16 protein-coding genes are annotated in these 14886 nt (G+C 41.7%); 5 read left to right on the forward strand and 11 right to left on the reverse strand.

Annotated elements, in window-relative coordinates; all coding sequences use genetic code 11:
* Positions 1-120: 120 nt before the first annotated feature.
* The 9 genes from V7K97_RS20255 to V7K97_RS20295 all read right to left on the reverse strand — a co-directional run bounded on the left by V7K97_RS20255 (position 121) and on the right by V7K97_RS20295 (position 10548).
* The gene (locus V7K97_RS20255) at positions 121-2322 is read right to left on the reverse strand and encodes a putative baseplate assembly protein (RefSeq protein WP_334802796.1); all 2202 of its coding nucleotides are present in this window, start codon (positions 2320-2322) and stop codon (positions 121-123) included.
* Entirely contained in the window at positions 2319-2732 is a 414-nt protein-coding gene (locus tag V7K97_RS20260) for a GPW/gp25 family protein (RefSeq protein ID WP_334802797.1), read from the reverse strand. The genes V7K97_RS20255 and V7K97_RS20260 overlap by 4 nt, the downstream gene beginning before the upstream one ends.
* A gap of 404 nt (positions 2733-3136) precedes the next feature.
* Positions 3137-3634, reverse strand: a complete 498-nt coding sequence (locus V7K97_RS20265; RefSeq protein WP_334802798.1) for a PAAR domain-containing protein — start codon at positions 3632-3634, stop codon at positions 3137-3139.
* A gap of 44 nt (positions 3635-3678) precedes the next feature.
* Positions 3679-5409, reverse strand: a complete 1731-nt coding sequence (locus V7K97_RS20270; protein ID WP_334802799.1) for a VgrG-related protein — start codon at positions 5407-5409, stop codon at positions 3679-3681.
* 104 nt (positions 5410-5513) lie between these two features.
* Entirely contained in the window at positions 5514-6056 is a 543-nt protein-coding gene (locus V7K97_RS20275) for a CIS tube protein (RefSeq protein WP_334802800.1), read from the reverse strand.
* A 39-nt stretch (positions 6057-6095) separates the two neighbouring features.
* Positions 6096-9551, reverse strand: a complete 3456-nt coding sequence (locus tag V7K97_RS20280) for a hypothetical protein (protein WP_334802801.1) — start codon at positions 9549-9551, stop codon at positions 6096-6098.
* A gap of 23 nt (positions 9552-9574) precedes the next feature.
* Complete coding sequence (locus V7K97_RS20285; RefSeq protein WP_334802802.1) at positions 9575-10090, reverse strand: phage tail protein; 516 nt, start codon at positions 10088-10090, stop codon at positions 9575-9577.
* Entirely contained in the window at positions 10090-10329 is a 240-nt protein-coding gene (locus tag V7K97_RS20290; protein ID WP_334802803.1) for a hypothetical protein, read from the reverse strand. Before V7K97_RS20290 ends, V7K97_RS20285 begins: the two co-directional genes overlap by 1 nt.
* A 48-nt stretch (positions 10330-10377) precedes the next feature.
* Positions 10378-10548: a hypothetical protein gene (locus V7K97_RS20295; protein ID WP_334802804.1), complete on the reverse strand. Its 171-nt coding sequence runs from the start codon at positions 10546-10548 to the stop codon at positions 10378-10380.
* A 7-nt stretch (positions 10549-10555) separates the two neighbouring features.
* Here V7K97_RS20295 and V7K97_RS20300 point away from each other — a divergent pair, with 7 nt between their 5' ends.
* The 3 genes from V7K97_RS20300 (at position 10556) to V7K97_RS20310 (ending at position 12708) form a co-directional block, all read left to right on the forward strand.
* Positions 10556-10774, forward strand: a complete 219-nt coding sequence (locus tag V7K97_RS20300) for a hypothetical protein (protein WP_334802806.1) — start codon at positions 10556-10558, stop codon at positions 10772-10774.
* On the forward strand, positions 10762-11163 hold the full coding sequence (locus V7K97_RS20305; RefSeq protein ID WP_334802807.1) for a type II toxin-antitoxin system VapC family toxin: 402 nt from the start codon (positions 10762-10764) through the stop codon (positions 11161-11163). The genes V7K97_RS20300 and V7K97_RS20305 overlap by 13 nt, the downstream gene beginning before the upstream one ends.
* A gap of 342 nt (positions 11164-11505) precedes the next feature.
* Positions 11506-12708, forward strand: a complete 1203-nt coding sequence (locus tag V7K97_RS20310) for an eCIS core domain-containing protein (RefSeq protein ID WP_334802808.1) — start codon at positions 11506-11508, stop codon at positions 12706-12708.
* Between the two features lie 546 nt (positions 12709-13254).
* Here V7K97_RS20310 and V7K97_RS20315 read toward each other — a convergent pair.
* Both V7K97_RS20315 and V7K97_RS20320 read right to left on the reverse strand, forming a co-directional pair.
* Entirely contained in the window at positions 13255-13590 is a 336-nt protein-coding gene (locus V7K97_RS20315) for a XisI protein (RefSeq protein ID WP_334802809.1), read from the reverse strand.
* Complete coding sequence (locus V7K97_RS20320) at positions 13578-13994, reverse strand: XisH family protein (RefSeq protein ID WP_334802810.1); 417 nt, start codon at positions 13992-13994, stop codon at positions 13578-13580. Before V7K97_RS20320 ends, V7K97_RS20315 begins: the two co-directional genes overlap by 13 nt.
* Before the next feature lie 306 nt (positions 13995-14300).
* Between V7K97_RS20320 and V7K97_RS20325 the strand changes: the two genes are divergently transcribed.
* On the forward strand, positions 14301-14540 hold the full coding sequence (locus V7K97_RS20325; RefSeq protein WP_334802979.1) for a BrnT family toxin: 240 nt from the start codon (positions 14301-14303) through the stop codon (positions 14538-14540).
* Positions 14527-14823, forward strand: a complete 297-nt coding sequence (locus tag V7K97_RS20330; RefSeq protein WP_334802811.1) for a hypothetical protein — start codon at positions 14527-14529, stop codon at positions 14821-14823. Before V7K97_RS20325 ends, V7K97_RS20330 begins: the two co-directional genes overlap by 14 nt.
* Positions 14824-14886 lie beyond the last annotated feature (63 nt).

Raw genomic sequence — 14886 nt, forward strand, 5'->3', positions numbered from 1 at the left:
AGAAATAAATTATCCAAATAAACGAACCACGGAGACGCAGAGAACACAGAGAGAGGATAAATAGAGAGGGTTTTGTGTCGGTTTTGGGATATTTTTTATTTGGAAGTCCCTAATGACTAATCAGCGATTAATGATCTGGATGTCGTGACTTGAACGCAGATTTGTATCAGCCCAAGAACATATTAAACCTTCCGATCCTGGGTCAATCAATTGTTCTGGTGATGGTTGTCGTCGCCAATTTTCTCCTTGCTTGCGGATGGGAAATAGCAGGACGGGGCCTAAATGACGCACGCCTGGGGTTTGTTGCAGTAAGGCTACAATATCGGATGTATAAACGGGTCGCCCAAATGGCCAACCTTTGCCCTCGATTCCTCCAGTTAAGGGATTCAAGTATTTATACAGTAATACCCTTAAATTCCGGCGGATTTCTTCTCTGGCAAAAGGGTTGTTGTATGCTGGCTCTAAAGCAACTTCTGTCTGCACAGATACACCGACATAATTCGGTTCTTGTAAGTCTACTTGTACTCCTAATAAGCGTCTTTCATCTAAATAACTCAATATTTGCTCTTGCAGTGCATTACTGAGGGCAAATTGTTCTGGTGCCATGCCATCGCCTTGAGCGATGGCATCTGTGTTTGCGAAGGGTACTACCACTAAACTAACTATACCAGCTTGTCTACGAGAATTTGCTGGTAAACATCGGACGCGAGCGATCGCACCAGCACCAGCCTGTTGAGCTAAAACTTCAAAATCTTCAGCAGTGACGGCGCGATCGCGCGTGCGGAGGATGCGGGGAGCCTTCATCACAGCCTGTTCCAGCGATTCGGCATCGGCACCATTGATTGCTGATACCCGATTGATCACACTCGCAATGTATGGATATGCAGACTTCAAAAACTGGATTGCCCCAGTTTGAACATTCCCTTGTCTACCACCGCCTGTACGATAAGCAACCATTTTTATCTCGGAACCACGGGGAGGAATTGCCCCATACTGGTGTTCAGACTGGTTATTTTCTAGGGTATTAAATTGTACAGATGTGTCATCTAATGATGGTTGCTGAATTCGCGATCGCATTTGGGTATGCTGTTTAAGTTGGCTAGGTTCCCGAATCAGCGGCCCAAATTGGATCGTACCAGTGATGGAATCGATGGTGTAATGAAAGTTATGCGGCCCAGAATCAGCAAAATCTCTCACCTCAATCCACTTTTGAGGCAATCCACCACTGGGAGTAACTAAAATATACTCATTTTCTCGGCGTTCTAAAATTGGGGAAGTTTGTAATTGGAAACTCTGACCGGGTGTACCATCACTAATTCCCAATCGCTCATCTTGAATCAGGGTACTATGACTAGCCCTAACAGTACCGCCAATTGAACGCACTGCTAAACCAATAATTCGTGGCGGACGATTGTAACCAGATTCATTGGCTTGTGTAGAAATAAAACTACAGCGCAACCAGCGACCCCGGTATGAGGTAAAGTTAGCCACAGGCCAAACTTGAGGCAGATGCAAACGTACCTCTGCACCTTGAGATGGGTTTCCACCCTGTTGGGCGATTTCATAAAAACTGAAGCCACGAGTCTTATCATCTGACTCTTGTAATAAAACTCGTTGCCAATTTTCTCCATCCCAGGCTTCCCACTTCCGCGGCGGTTGATTGGGGTTAATCCCAGCAGGGGTAGCCGTAGCCCCTTGGAAAATAATTTCTAAAACATTACCATCTAAAGGATCATCAGAATTAATTGCTAAATAAAAGCAGTTACCGGGCTGGGGTTCCTCTTCAAATATCGGTTGTTCATTACCTGTCCAGTAACCGTTAGATTGACGAGTCCATGAAGTTGTGACTCTTTCGCGCAGAGATTGGGGAATATCTTCGGTAGTTTGGGCAGTTAATAAGTGTTGGATGCGGGGTTTGCCGATAATTAGCGGAGAATCTGTACTAAAGGTAATCGCTTCTGTAGTTTCAGTGCGGATAGTTGAGGCTTCTAATCCGGCTGGAATCGTATAGGCTTCAGGTAGTGCGGCGCTTAAATAAAAAGTTAATTCCGTCCGGGCTGGGGCGGGAGGCTGGAGACGAATACCCAGTAATTCTAGGAAAGCGACATAATTTTTTCGAGGTACTTGGTTAAATCTGAGCAACATCTGGTCAGTTAACCAAGCAAATAACTCAATTAGCGTAATTCCTGGGTCGCTGAGGTTGTGGTCTGTCCATTCTGGACAGTAGCGAGGAATACGCATAATACATTCTTCCACTAAATCATCGAAGGCGCGATCGTCTAAGTTGGAAGAAGGTAATTTCGGTAAAAAATCAAAGTTCACGATTCCTCCCCAGCTGAAACCAAATAATAAGGATAAACAAAACTATAAATATTGGGACTATCTTTGAGTCGATAATTGATGATGATGTCTACTCTGCCACGCACAGGGTCAGCATCAGTAATAATTTCATCGATTGTAATGCGTGGTTCCCAAACTTCTAAAGCTTCCAAGACATAAAGACGGATTCGCAGTAGGGTATCGCTATTCAAAGGTGCAAACGCCAGTTCCGACAAGCGTGAACCAAAGGTAGGTCGATAAACCCGCTCACCTACTCCTGTGCGGAGGATAATCCAAATAGATTCTTTAACTTTTTGATCTTCATGGCTAAGTTGTATCCCACCTTGCACACTTAAATGCAGTGGATAAGCCCAACCTTTTCCCAAATAGGCTCGTTCACGACCATAAACCATATCTGGCACTTAGACAGTTTTTACATGGATATCTTCAAAGATATCGGCACAGAGGGTTTAAGCCTATTCGCCAAAGGTCGAGGTTGAAAAGGCGGGGGGCGGGGTGCAGGGGGAGAGAAAAAATACCTAGCCTCACTCTCCTTTATAAGGCAATACGGTTCACTTAAGGCTAAAACTTTTTGTCAAAGTCAATTTTTTTAACGAACCGCCAAGGACGCCAAGGACGCAAAGAGAAGAAAGAAAGAAATGCTTAACTGAAGTGTATTGCTTTATAAGGAGAGGGATTGAGGGTGAGGTAAGCCAGGGACATAAATTGTATGTTATTTAATTCTTATTCATAAGGCTTAGTGAATGAGTCTTTGATACTCGCGGACAAGTATTTGCTCTGCCTCCCGCCTCTCCAATCAGCCGCCAATCAAAACGGTAAAATCACCTTTGATAATTTTATTCGGTGGTCCCAATGCTTCTAAAATGGTGTCGCCCATCCGAGAAGCAGGTAGGTTGTTAATCAGCACAGTCTGACTACCGTCAATCACAACCCCAGGGCCGTGGGGAGGTATGGGTAAAGGTGTGGCGCAATTATGAATATCAGCACCGAGAGCAGCAGCAGCGATCGCACTACCCATAGTAGCTGCTGATGTGGCCTTTGTAGTTTGTTCGGCGGCTAAGGCAGCAGGTGCCCCTGGTGTACCCGCCGCCGCTAGGGTAGCAGCCTCAGCTGCTTGGATAGCTATATCAGAAACTTGTTTGGCTGACTGCAAAGCTGGTACTGCGGCTGCAAGCACACCTCGCCACGCAGGTAAAGACCCAATCAACACATTGGGACTACCCGGGCCTCCTGTTAAAACTGGGGGTAAGGGATGCGCTACATTGTCGGTAATTCTTGCTGCTGCTTTACCCATGACAACCTCCGATAGTGTTTTTAATTACCAAACTTGAAAAAAGCCTAATTAAGGCGAATCATTGCACCTTTAACTGTAATCACGCCGTTGGCTGTAATATCTATATTGCCGGCAGCATCTAATGACATATTACCTGTTGATTTGACTGAAACAGATTGACCCATATCGTCCATTTTGATTTTATGACCGCCTGTGGTTTCAATTTCTATACAGCGATCGCTATCATTAAGATATATTTTGTGGCCGCCTGTAGTTTCTACGCGAATACCTGTTTTACTACTTCCTTTATCCTCTTCGACAAACTGGAGAGTATGACCAACACGAGTCTTAATGGTGCGTAATCTGACACCACTTGTAACTGAGTCCTCCACGCTTTCCGGTGGTGCATCTTTACCGTTCCATACCCCGCCAATGATGTAGGGACGGTGGATATCGCCATGCTCAAAACCTACCAAAACTTCATCGTTTACCTCTGGTAAACAGTCAAAACCTCTGTTTGACCCTGCTCCCAAAGCGACAACTCTCGCCCAATCACTTTCATGATCTTCTGTCATTGTGGGAAACTTGACCTTCACTCTGCCCATTTTCTCAGGGTCTTTGTTATTAGTCACAATTCCCACTAATAAAGTCTCAGATGGCTGTAGGCGCTTTTCTGGAGATAGAGTTGTGAATAAGTTACCAGAACGTAGTCCCCGGACGCTGAAATCAGTTTCATAAACACGCCCACTGAAGAAATGGCGTGTTTCTGTAACATAATACTTACCATTATAGCGATCGCCCATACCCTTAAGAGTCACAACTTTTCCTGGACGAATCTCAGGATTCCCTACTGCTTTGGCATCTGCATAAACAAATTCTCCTCCCAATTCATCGCACAAAGCCTGAGCCATCGCCTTTGCTTGATTTTCACTGGCAACAGGTTTATCTACAACAATCATTTTGGGAGACTTAAGATTAGAAAATGCAGTACTGCTACTACTTCCTAGTCGATTACCTGTCTCGGTTACTTGCTTCTCTTGATTAGCTGTTTGGCTAATCAATCTTTTCTGGGTATAGTCCCAAGCACGTACTTCTACAGAACTCACCTGTTCAGCACTGGTGACACGGCTACTAAATTTACTAATATCATCTAGCCATTCTAATGCTAGAGATTTCTGAATTTTGGGTTTGCAAAAATTGATTTTATCCTCTGTAATAAATAGTTCAAAACCATTACGGGCTGCCCTTTCCCGCAAAAACTCCATATTAGTTTGGTTTTCTTGGAAGACATACTTATTAACTTCGCCTGTTGAGTCGATATCACCAGTTCGTATGCCTACTTCTTGAACTATTTTTTTAACTATATCGCTATCAGTTTCATTCAAAAAAGAGCGATTATAACGACCTCTGTGAAGACGATGGGAAATATCATAACCGCGAACAATGATATCAGCTTCCGATTTTTCATTAAAGTGAACTTCCATCGCTGTAATTTCGCCTTCAATCAGGAAATCTCCTACCTCATCTTGAAAATTATTATCTAGAGTAGTACTGGAAGTAAAACCCAACTTAACTTTTTTACCAATCTTAAACAACGGCTCATGTCGCCAAGGCTGGTTTTCTGATCGAGCAGATGTGGGAATATAGCTATTATGTATTACTAGCGTAAACATTGCTGGCAAATGAAGGCTTTCTTCGATTGTGATTTGCAACAAATCTTTGATTAATTCAGGAGAAGCCGGTTTTCCTTCTATCTGGATTTTAGGTTCGCTTAAATAAAGGCTTTTTTTAGTCATAAGTTACTAATCTAGGAATTTAAATTAAAGTTTGTAGTCAGGACTTTAGTCCTAATAATCCTTCCTTGCAGGGATGAATAGCTCACTAAAAATTTAAGTTTTTTTTACAGCCTTTTATCTTCCTGACGAGCATCGCCTGTAGATGCAGATTCACTTCCTCCAGGAAGGTTATTTTTATCTACTTCTTGCAAGGCTATATCTACCAGTGCCCTGACTGGTGTACCATCACTCATAAACATATTTAAAGTATAAGTTAAACTCGTAATTACACAAAAAAAATACTCACTTCCCCATGTAAATATATAAACTGGTGGACGTTTATCAGTTGTTGTATTGATAGTTTCTACACCTTTTTTAATGTTGTCTATATACTTTTTTATCACCGATTCTTTAGTTTCATAAGTATCATATAGTAACTGTTTAAGTGTAAACTTGTAAGGCTCAACACCAGAAAAATTGACCTTAGGAAGTAGAGTCGTTCCTCTATTACCTTCCTGACTTTTCCAATTAACAGTTCGAGCGAAACTAATATCTGTAGGATTAAACATTAATTCAATATCTGGCGCTTCACCGTTATAAGCTACAAGTTTGGCTTTTTCAAGTTGTGGTTGACGCTTTTCGATAACAATAATTGCTGGAGTTGCCATTTGAGTATTTCTCCTAAAAATTAATTATTTAATGGAAGTTTACCAAGGTAATCGACCTGAGTGACCGCCATGACGTTCTCGCTCAATTTCTATCCGTTGTCGTAATCTATGATAAATTTCACGAGCTAGAGCTTCCAGGTCAGCCGGATCATCTTTGTCATTTCCTTGAGAAGATAAAGAAGTATTTTCTATTGTCTCAGTTATCGGTTGTATTGCTCTAGATATATCCGGTGGGGTAACTTCTCCTCCATCAGCAAAGCCTCTAAATGAAGGAAGGTGTTTAGCAAAAAATTGTGGCGATTCGGAAGCGTGATAAAACTCAGAATTTTGGCTGTTAGATTCCCCACCACTAAAGTTAAAGTTAGTGAATTCATCATTATTTCCATTTAGTAAATCTTCCACACTTGACCATTGGGAAGGTGTATTTGACCATTGTGAAGATGTATTAGTGGTGGGATTTGCTTTTCGGAAAATCATCGGAGGCGATGAGTATTGAGGTGAGGGTTCATCCACACCAATCGTTTCATTTTGAAGAGGATTAAGCTGTGGAGAATTGAGTATCGAAAGCTTTTGTCTACTAATATTCAACCCCAAGGAAGAAGGAATTAAAGAATTAGATATAGATATCTGAGGTGAGCCAGTCTCAGCGCTTTTTAGCTGCAATGAAGTGTCTGGAAAAGAATCGACTTTAGTCGGAGTTTCTGGAGAAGTTGTTTCTTCTGGTTCTGTGGGATTGGGTGTCTGTAAACTTGGAAGGATAATATCCTGGGGTATACCACCAGTGTTGATGTGATGTAATAGAGGTAAATGCTTCTGTGCATCCCTAGTATTAATCACAAACTCTCCAGGCGTAAGCATTGCTGGTACTGTATCCGAGGGTGCTATCTGCTGGCTATTTTCAACGCGGGAGTCTGTTACTTGACCACCAGTAGCATAACCTTTAAGTGCTGGCAAATTTTCTGCGATCGCATTTTGCTCAACTTCAGGCGGTGTGCTTACCTCATTTTGTGGGGAAGTTGGATTTTCTGAAGTATCAACAAAGGTTGACATTTCAGGATTTGTTAGCGCGGTGGAAAATTCTGATGCTACTGTTGGTTCATTGTCAATAATTTTCCTGAAAATACTTGCAGTTTCACCAATCTCAGGTGATGGGCTGGGAAGTGGGGCTTCATTAATCTCAGGCGATGTGGTAGGAAGTGGTTCTTCAATAATCTCAGATGATGTGGCTCTAACTACTGGTAATTCATCAATCTCAGGTGATATCGCTCTAACTATTGGTAATTCATCAATCTCAGGTGATGTGGTGGGAAGTGGTTCTTCAATAATCTCAGATGATGTGGCTCTAACTACTGGTAATTCATCAATCTCAGATGATGTGGCTCTAACTATTGGTAATTCATCAATCTCAGATGATGTGGTAGGAAGTGGTTCTTCAATAATCTCAGATGATATCGCTCTAACTATTGGTAATTCATCAATCTCAGGTGATATCGCCCTAACTATTGGTAATTCATCAATCTCAGGTGATGTAGTGGGAACTGGCGCTTCAACAATCTCAGATGATGTGGCTCTAACTACTGGTAATTCATCAATCTCAGGTGACGTGGCTCTAATTATTGGTAATTCATCAATCTCAGGCGATGTGCTGGGAAGTGGTTCTTCAATAATCTCAGGTGACGTGGCTCTAACTACTGGTAATTCATCAATCTCAGGTGATGTCGTGGGAAGTGGTTCTTCAATAATCTCAGGTGACGTGGCTCTAACTACTGGTAATTCATCAATCTCAGGTGATGTCGTGGGAAGTGGTTCTTCAATAATCTCAGATGATGTGGCTCTAACTACTGGTAATTCATCAATCTCAGGTGATATCGCTCTAACTACTGGTAATTCATCAATCTCAGGCGATGTCGTGGGAAATGGTAATTCATCAATTTCAGGTGATATCGCTCTAACTATTGGTAATTCATCAATCTCAGGTGATGTGGTAGGAACTGGCGCTTCATCAATCTCAGATGATGTGGCGGTAACATCAACTGAGGTAGGTGTTAACTGAACAGGCGCAATGGCTGGAGGCTCACTCGTGACACTGGAGGCAATTTCTTGTTGTATTGTAATAGCGCTTTTTGCAACTGAAGACTCAGAATTACGTACAGTAACGTCCGCCTCTACGGTATTTTCATCATCTGCTAAAGGATGGAATATTGTAGGTGCTTCATCAACATCGGGTAAGGTAAATACTGAGGGAAAACCTGCATTTTCTAGAGAATTATCAGCGACAGCATTATCTGTGACGAAATTATTTGTGGTGCTTTCTAATATTAAGTTTGCATCAACATTTTTAATTGCCTCAAAACTACTATTTGTCTGTGATAACTTTTCTGTCGGCGATGGAGAGTTAAAGCTTGGCGATGCCTCTTTAGCTTGGATGAAATTTGTTGGCGAAGCAGTAGTTTGATTATCAACTATGGAAGGAGCAAGAGAAGTTTCGATATTCTGTTTTGATGGTGTTGGGCTGACTGGGATATCTGATATATTAAATGATTCTAATATTTCAGCAACTAATTGTTGTTCATTATTGGGAATAATTGACTGGGTAAATATTTCCTCATTATTAGGCTCAGTAAATTCTACAAGTGAGGTTTCTGGCAATTCACTTGTGTTTTCATCTAATTTATTTTCTTCTTTTAATTGCGAAATACTTTCTCTTCCAGACGACTCTACACTAGGCAAACTAGATGGTAATTCAGGTTCTGCTAGTTCATCGTTAGCAATATTCCTGAACAAAGTCGATTCATCTTCAACAATAGGCAACGTTGATGTTGTCATCCTAGGTGTTCTAATACTAATAGAATCATCAGTAATTAGAGGATTATCTGAAGCAATATCAAGTTGTAAATCGGGATTTTCTAAACTAGCTTCAACAGACATAGGCTCATCTGATGCTAATAAGCTATCTCCATTTAAATTAATATTAACATTGCTTTCATCAACAAATTTATCAACATTCTTAACTGCTGATGATTTGACTGCTTTTTTAGTCTTAGATTTCGGCTTTGACTTTTTTTCTGTTGGCTGTTGAGATTTATTTGTTTTTTTTGATTTAGATTTACCTTTAATATTTAGTTCTGATGATGTATCGTTACTCCTATTGTTCTCAATGGGAGTTGGCATTATCTCTGGAGTACTGTCTTTTACTGATTTATTAATATTACTATTTTCTCCTGGAACTTCAAAAGAATCAAACTCAAATAATGGAAACTCACTGTTTATATTTATATCCTGAGTATCCCAACCTATTAAGGGTTGAATTGATGCTTCATATTTACGAGACAAGAAAAATTTTGAGGATGTGGCTAATGGTATTTTATTTGGGATAAAAGGTGAATTCAGAAATTTAGATTCTTTTCTCAATACCATATTGTGAGAATTAGATAAAGATGATCTAATTCCCAAGGGATGAATATTGTTTCCTAATAAAGGTTGAATAATTTGCATAATTATAGTTGAATAATCACCAATTAGCTAGAAACAAAATACCCTGTTTTTTGATTTCGTTGTACAGAAATGCCTCCTCCTGTAGCTCTTGCAACTTGTAAACCTTCATAAGCTAAAGTTAATTCTTCAATGGCAACGGCCTTTCCATCTGCTTGGAGTGCAGGTGTTTTCCAGGTTATAGGAATAGCACCAATCAAAGTCCAACTCATCATGGTTTCGCCAGCTTGATTGAAAATCAAAATATTTACATTGCGTCGAGATGTTTTCTTTTGTTCATCAAAAACTGCATTGATCCAGTTCCAAAAACCAGGATGATCGGTAACTCCACGTTTAAGAGTTACGTCTGCAAATTCTGTATGGCCTAAATAAATTCTTTGCTGATCGTTGACACCACCTTCCTGAAAAACATTTTTCTTAATTTGAACACTTAATCCTGAACATTCCGCGAAAGATGCAGCAATAGAACTGTCTATCTCTACGTAGAAACGATTAGTAGTGACATAATTTAATTCGTGAGTAATGTTGCCATTTTCACTCATTACAACCACCTCTGAGAACTATAATTACCTGTCCTTTCTCGCTGCGATCGCAAATCTTCAAGCAAAAGTTTATACACGCGTTCTGTAAGCTGGTTCATCAGCATTGAGTTGTTGAGGTATTTACTTGCCGTTTTAGCCGTCTTGTTAGCGTCAGACATCGCCGAAACCCCAGCGTAGCCAGCAGTCCCGCCAACATCTCCATCAAAAGTGAAAAAAGTTTTTTGCTGATTTGAGTCCATAAATAAAAAAACTCTCCCTAAATCCAGGCTAAAGGTAGTGCATCAGAATCAAAAGTAGCCAAAAGTCGAACTTAGTTTTTGCCTGGATTTAGACTTTGGAGTAATTGTGTTATGAGTGCGATGCCTGCGGCGGGAGTAGCCATAGCGTTCTTGTCGCTTGGTTTGAGGAACGAAACCTAACAAATCACCGTTATAATATTGCAAAGATTGATCAATCACTCAACCCATGCAATACGAAGCCCTCTATGAAAATGGTCAAATAACGTGGTTAACCGAAAAACCCCCTCTTAAGTCTGCTCGAATTATGATCTCAATTCTAGAAGAGATCCCACCCCCAACCCAAAAACGCCGTCAACCTTCACCCTTGATTGCTGGTAAGGGAAAAACATTAGGAGACTTGGTAAATCCCCTTGTTAATGACCAAGATTGGGAATGTCTGAAATAATTATCCTAGATACTCATATCTGGATTTGGTATATTAATCGAGAATTAGATCAATTTCCAACTTCATGGTTAGAAATAATAGAAACAGCCAATCAGGTGGGAATTTCGCCAGTATCCTGTTATGAAGTAGCTTTAGCCCAACAAAGAGGACGTTTATTATTACCTTGTCCTTTAGAGCAATGGTTTCAAGAAGCCTTATCACCTTCAGGAATATCGCTTTTACCCTTGACTCCGGCGATTGCGTCTTGTGCTGTTAATTTATCACCCATTCATCGAGATCCTTTTGACAGAATTATTATCGCCACAGCCATTGAATATCAAGCCAGATTAGCCAGCATTGATGGGTTTTTCCGTCAATATCCAGAACTGGCAACTTTGTTAATGATTTAGAATGCGTAGTGCGATCTGTAAGAGATCCGCAAAGTGTGATGCCTGCGGCGGGCGTAGCCATCGCTGATCTTGTAGCAACTGTCTTAGAAGTCTTGCGAATCGCGCATGTAAGATGATTGATAAAGTGCGTAGGCGCAGCCCGCCGCAGGCATCGCCTGATTTTGTAGAGTGCGAAAAGGTGCGTGTAACGCGCCATTTCTCAGCTTACTTTGTATTATTGTCAGGGGTCTCACGAAAATTTTAGACTTTTGAGGAATTGTGTTATGAGTGCGATCGCAGTAACCTAGATGTAAGTAACAGCAAAATATTCATCTAGCTACTGCTTGGCATCTGGAGAAGAAAATGAGAGAACACGTCAGCCGAGAGAAAAAAACTACTACAGGCTTCTCAATTCCATCCCTGAAACACCCAATACACGGCTTTGGTTCGGGGTCATCGGCAATTTCACGCCAAGCGGTTCCTGAAATACAACCACTCCATAAACCAGTTACTCACGATATCAGTCGCATACCACTGCATACCCAAGCAAAACTCTCAATTAGCCAGCCTGGAGACATTTACGAACAAGAAGCCGATAGCGTCGCACAGCAGGTAATGCAAAGAATGGCGCAACCTGTAAATCGCCAGTCTATCCAACGGGAAGCATTGCCAGAGGAAGAAGAAGAATTACAAATGAAACCTCTGGACATTAGCACATTGCAACGAGAAGCATTGCCAGAGGAAGAGGAAGAATTACAAATGAAATCTCTGGACAGTAGCACATTGCAACGGGAGGCATTGCCAGAGGAAGAGGAAGAATTACAGATGAAGCCTCTGGACATTAGCACATTGCAACGAGAAGCATTGCCAGAGGAAGAGGAAGAATTGCAAATGAAATCTCTGGTGCAGCGTCAGTCTAAGACTGGGATGGATGCTACACCAGATATGGAAACCTCCATTAACCAAGCGCGGGGTGGTGGACAGACGATCGCAGACAACATCCGCGAACCGATGGAGGTGGCGTTTGGTGCAGATTTCAGTGGGGTTAAGGTTCACACAGATGGTCAATCTGACCAGTTAAATCGGTCAATTCAGGCGCGTGCTTTTACAACGGGACAGGATGTGTTTTTTCGGCAGGGGGAATATAATCCTGGGAGTCGGGGGGGACAGGAGTTATTGGCGCATGAGTTGACCCATGTTGTGCAGCAAAATGGCGGGGCGGTGCAGCGATCGCAGGTTACAGATGCCTCATCGTCGCCAACGATGGAAATTAGTAAGGAAGTCAAACCGACTATACATCGTGTCACAGAGGAAGACGCTCATCAAGCACAATTCACGTTTGGTCCAAGAGCGACAGCCCATAATTATACGTCCCAACAGCTTCAAACAATTATGCAAAACAGATACCAGGAGATCCAAGTAGGTGATCAGCAATTTATGCTACTGGGCAATGGATTTGAAAACAACAACAGATTATATGGACAAATAATTTACAATTGCCGCCTCGAAAATGGAATCTACTTAATTCGTATAACCCACGCACACGGGGAAGGGAGGATGGGATAAAGTGCGATCGCCTCCTATTGTAGTGCGATCGCGGATCTTGTAGGGTGCGTTAATGAAGTAACGCACCGAACCAATCATCAGGTGCGTTACGGCGTAAACCACCACATCTGTTGTCAAATATCCAAACACGAACGCCTAATGCACCCTACGAGACATATTGATTCAGCGATACAATATAACTAAGTGCGATCGCTGATCTTGTAGGGTGCGTTAATGAAATGTAACGCACCACGCCAAATTGGGGAATGAATGAAATTACAGAAATGCCTAATACCATTTGGGATACGTAGTGCGTTATACATTGGGTGTGGTGTCGTACTCTCCCCGCATACGCACCCTACGGGAAATAGGGAAACTATCCTAGTGCGATGCCTGCTCTGGGCTACGCCATCGCCGATCTTGTAGGGTGCGTTAACGAAGTGTAACGCACCGTATTGTTGGTAATATTCGGTGTGTTACGCGATCGCTAACACACCCTACGTTTATCATGGTGCGATCGCCAATCTTGTAGAGTGTGAAGTGCGAAGTGCGATCGCGATGTTGTCGTTAAAAAACTCCATAGCCCGTATATTCCTGCATTTCAGGAGATTGAAATCCGAGAACGATATCATCTTTTGTCACCCCTCGCTCTACAAGTTCTTGAGCCACTCTCATTTCCGTCATATTCTGCTCAATCGAAATTTTTCCCTGTTTAATATCCAAATGTAAAACACAACCATAGACTCGCCGATGACCATCCCATCCCACATTCATAACCATGTAATGGTCTTGCTCTGTATCAAAAACAGTGTAACAATCAATCTGACCATTGGCTATTGGGATAGCAGCATAAGTCGTCAACAACGACTGAATGATATGGCGATTAGACTCTAGGGTATCCATTGTAAAATTACCTCTTGAATTGGGTCATAAATAATTTGTTTAATCTGATATCTCTCTACAGATATTTGGGCAAATTCCCGCTTGAAAAAAGCTCCATAAACACCTATAGGCACTGCCAAATAGAGAATGCGGTTTGGATCGCTGATTTCTAAGGCAAGCCGATAATTCAAAAACTGTCCTAACGCAGCATGATAATCTATTAGTGGTGAATCACTCAGGAACGTTTTAATCTCAACTGCAATTTTTTCTTCACCCCGCTCTGCTGCTAACAGTTGCTCTGCACCTAAATCTATTTCAAACTTAGTTCCGCCAACTTCTAGTCGCAGAGGATCATCGGTTATCTTCCACTGCTCCTTTTCTAAAGCAATTCTAACCACAGCATGAAATTTATCTTTAGCTGCCATTGTTAACTTTTTCTGATTTACTTAACATTTTAGTGCGTAGGCGCAGCCCGCCGCAGCGTGATCGCCGATCTTGTAGGGTGCGTTAACGTTCGCGTAGCGTGCCGTAGGCAAGTAACGCACCGTATTGTTGCTAATATTCGGTGTGTTACGCGATCGCTAACACACCCTACGTTTATCATGGTGCGATCGCCTGTCGTGTTTTTGTGAACAAGGCGATCGCTCTGACGATAAAATAAACGCATAGATATTGTTTACCGCCTACAAGGTGTTGAATTTGAGTGGGATAGCAATAAAGCCCGAAGCAACATCGAAAAACATGGTGTTACCTTTGAAGAAGCTACAGAGGTTTTCTTTGACCCCTTCTACCAAACTGGCATTGCATTCCCTATCAATACTTCTAGCCGCGAACAACGCACTTTTATTATTGGGTATTGCCTTGAACAACGCCTGTTGCTTGTAGTCTATATAGAACGTGGATTACGAACCCGCATTATTTCTGCTCGTCCTGCAACTCGTACAGAGAAAAAACTTTATGAACAATCCTGAAGAGGAATTTATATTACAACTGCACCCACGTCCACATGAAACAGTATCTTTGGAAATCCCCAAAGATACTTTAGAATCGCTCAGAAAAATAGCCGACAGTCGAGATATGTCAAGGGATGCATTACTTAAATTTTATATTGGGCAAGGTTTACGCCAAGATGTAGCTAAGTTATTTTCTAACCGCGTGCTAGAGGCTACTGCTCAAGTTCTGGCAAAACATATTCAATCAGAAGCAGAAATTTCAGATATTCTCCAAGAAATTCGCTCTCAAACTAATTTTTAGTGCAATGCTACAATCAAACCAACTTTTTGTTCAGTGCGATCGCTAATATTGTAAGTAAGTCGG

Origin of the sequence: Nostoc sp. (assembly GCF_036917815.1) — a bacterium.
Classification (GTDB): Bacteria; Cyanobacteriota; Cyanobacteriia; order Cyanobacteriales; family Nostocaceae; genus Nostoc.

What these genes read in the sequence shown, in the direction of transcription:
- V7K97_RS20260 (WP_334802797.1), bottom strand. Translation starts at nt 2,732, where the DNA reads ATGGTTTATGGTCGTGAACGAGCCTATTTGGGAAAAGGTTGGGCTTAT.
- V7K97_RS20265 (WP_334802798.1), bottom strand. Translation starts at nt 3,634, where the DNA reads ATGGGTAAAGCAGCAGCAAGAATTACCGACAATGTAGCGCATCCCTTA.
- V7K97_RS20270 (WP_334802799.1), bottom strand. Translation starts at nt 5,409, where the DNA reads ATGACTAAAAAAAGCCTTTATTTAAGCGAACCTAAAATCCAGATAGAA.
- V7K97_RS20275 (WP_334802800.1), bottom strand. Translation starts at nt 6,056, where the DNA reads ATGGCAACTCCAGCAATTATTGTTATCGAAAAGCGTCAACCACAACTT.
- V7K97_RS20280 (WP_334802801.1), bottom strand. Translation starts at nt 9,551, where the DNA reads ATGCAAATTATTCAACCTTTATTAGGAAACAATATTCATCCCTTGGGA.
- V7K97_RS20285 (WP_334802802.1), bottom strand. Translation starts at nt 10,090, where the DNA reads ATGAGTGAAAATGGCAACATTACTCACGAATTAAATTATGTCACTACT.
- V7K97_RS20290 (WP_334802803.1), bottom strand. Translation starts at nt 10,329, where the DNA reads ATGGACTCAAATCAGCAAAAAACTTTTTTCACTTTTGATGGAGATGTT.
- V7K97_RS20300 (WP_334802806.1), top strand. Translation starts at nt 10,556, where the DNA reads ATGCAATACGAAGCCCTCTATGAAAATGGTCAAATAACGTGGTTAACC.
- V7K97_RS20305 (WP_334802807.1), top strand. Translation starts at nt 10,762, where the DNA reads ATGTCTGAAATAATTATCCTAGATACTCATATCTGGATTTGGTATATT.
- V7K97_RS20310 (WP_334802808.1), top strand. Translation starts at nt 11,506, where the DNA reads ATGAGAGAACACGTCAGCCGAGAGAAAAAAACTACTACAGGCTTCTCA.
- V7K97_RS20315 (WP_334802809.1), bottom strand. Translation starts at nt 13,590, where the DNA reads ATGGATACCCTAGAGTCTAATCGCCATATCATTCAGTCGTTGTTGACG.
- V7K97_RS20320 (WP_334802810.1), bottom strand. Translation starts at nt 13,994, where the DNA reads ATGGCAGCTAAAGATAAATTTCATGCTGTGGTTAGAATTGCTTTAGAA.
- V7K97_RS20330 (WP_334802811.1), top strand. Translation starts at nt 14,527, where the DNA reads ATGAACAATCCTGAAGAGGAATTTATATTACAACTGCACCCACGTCCA.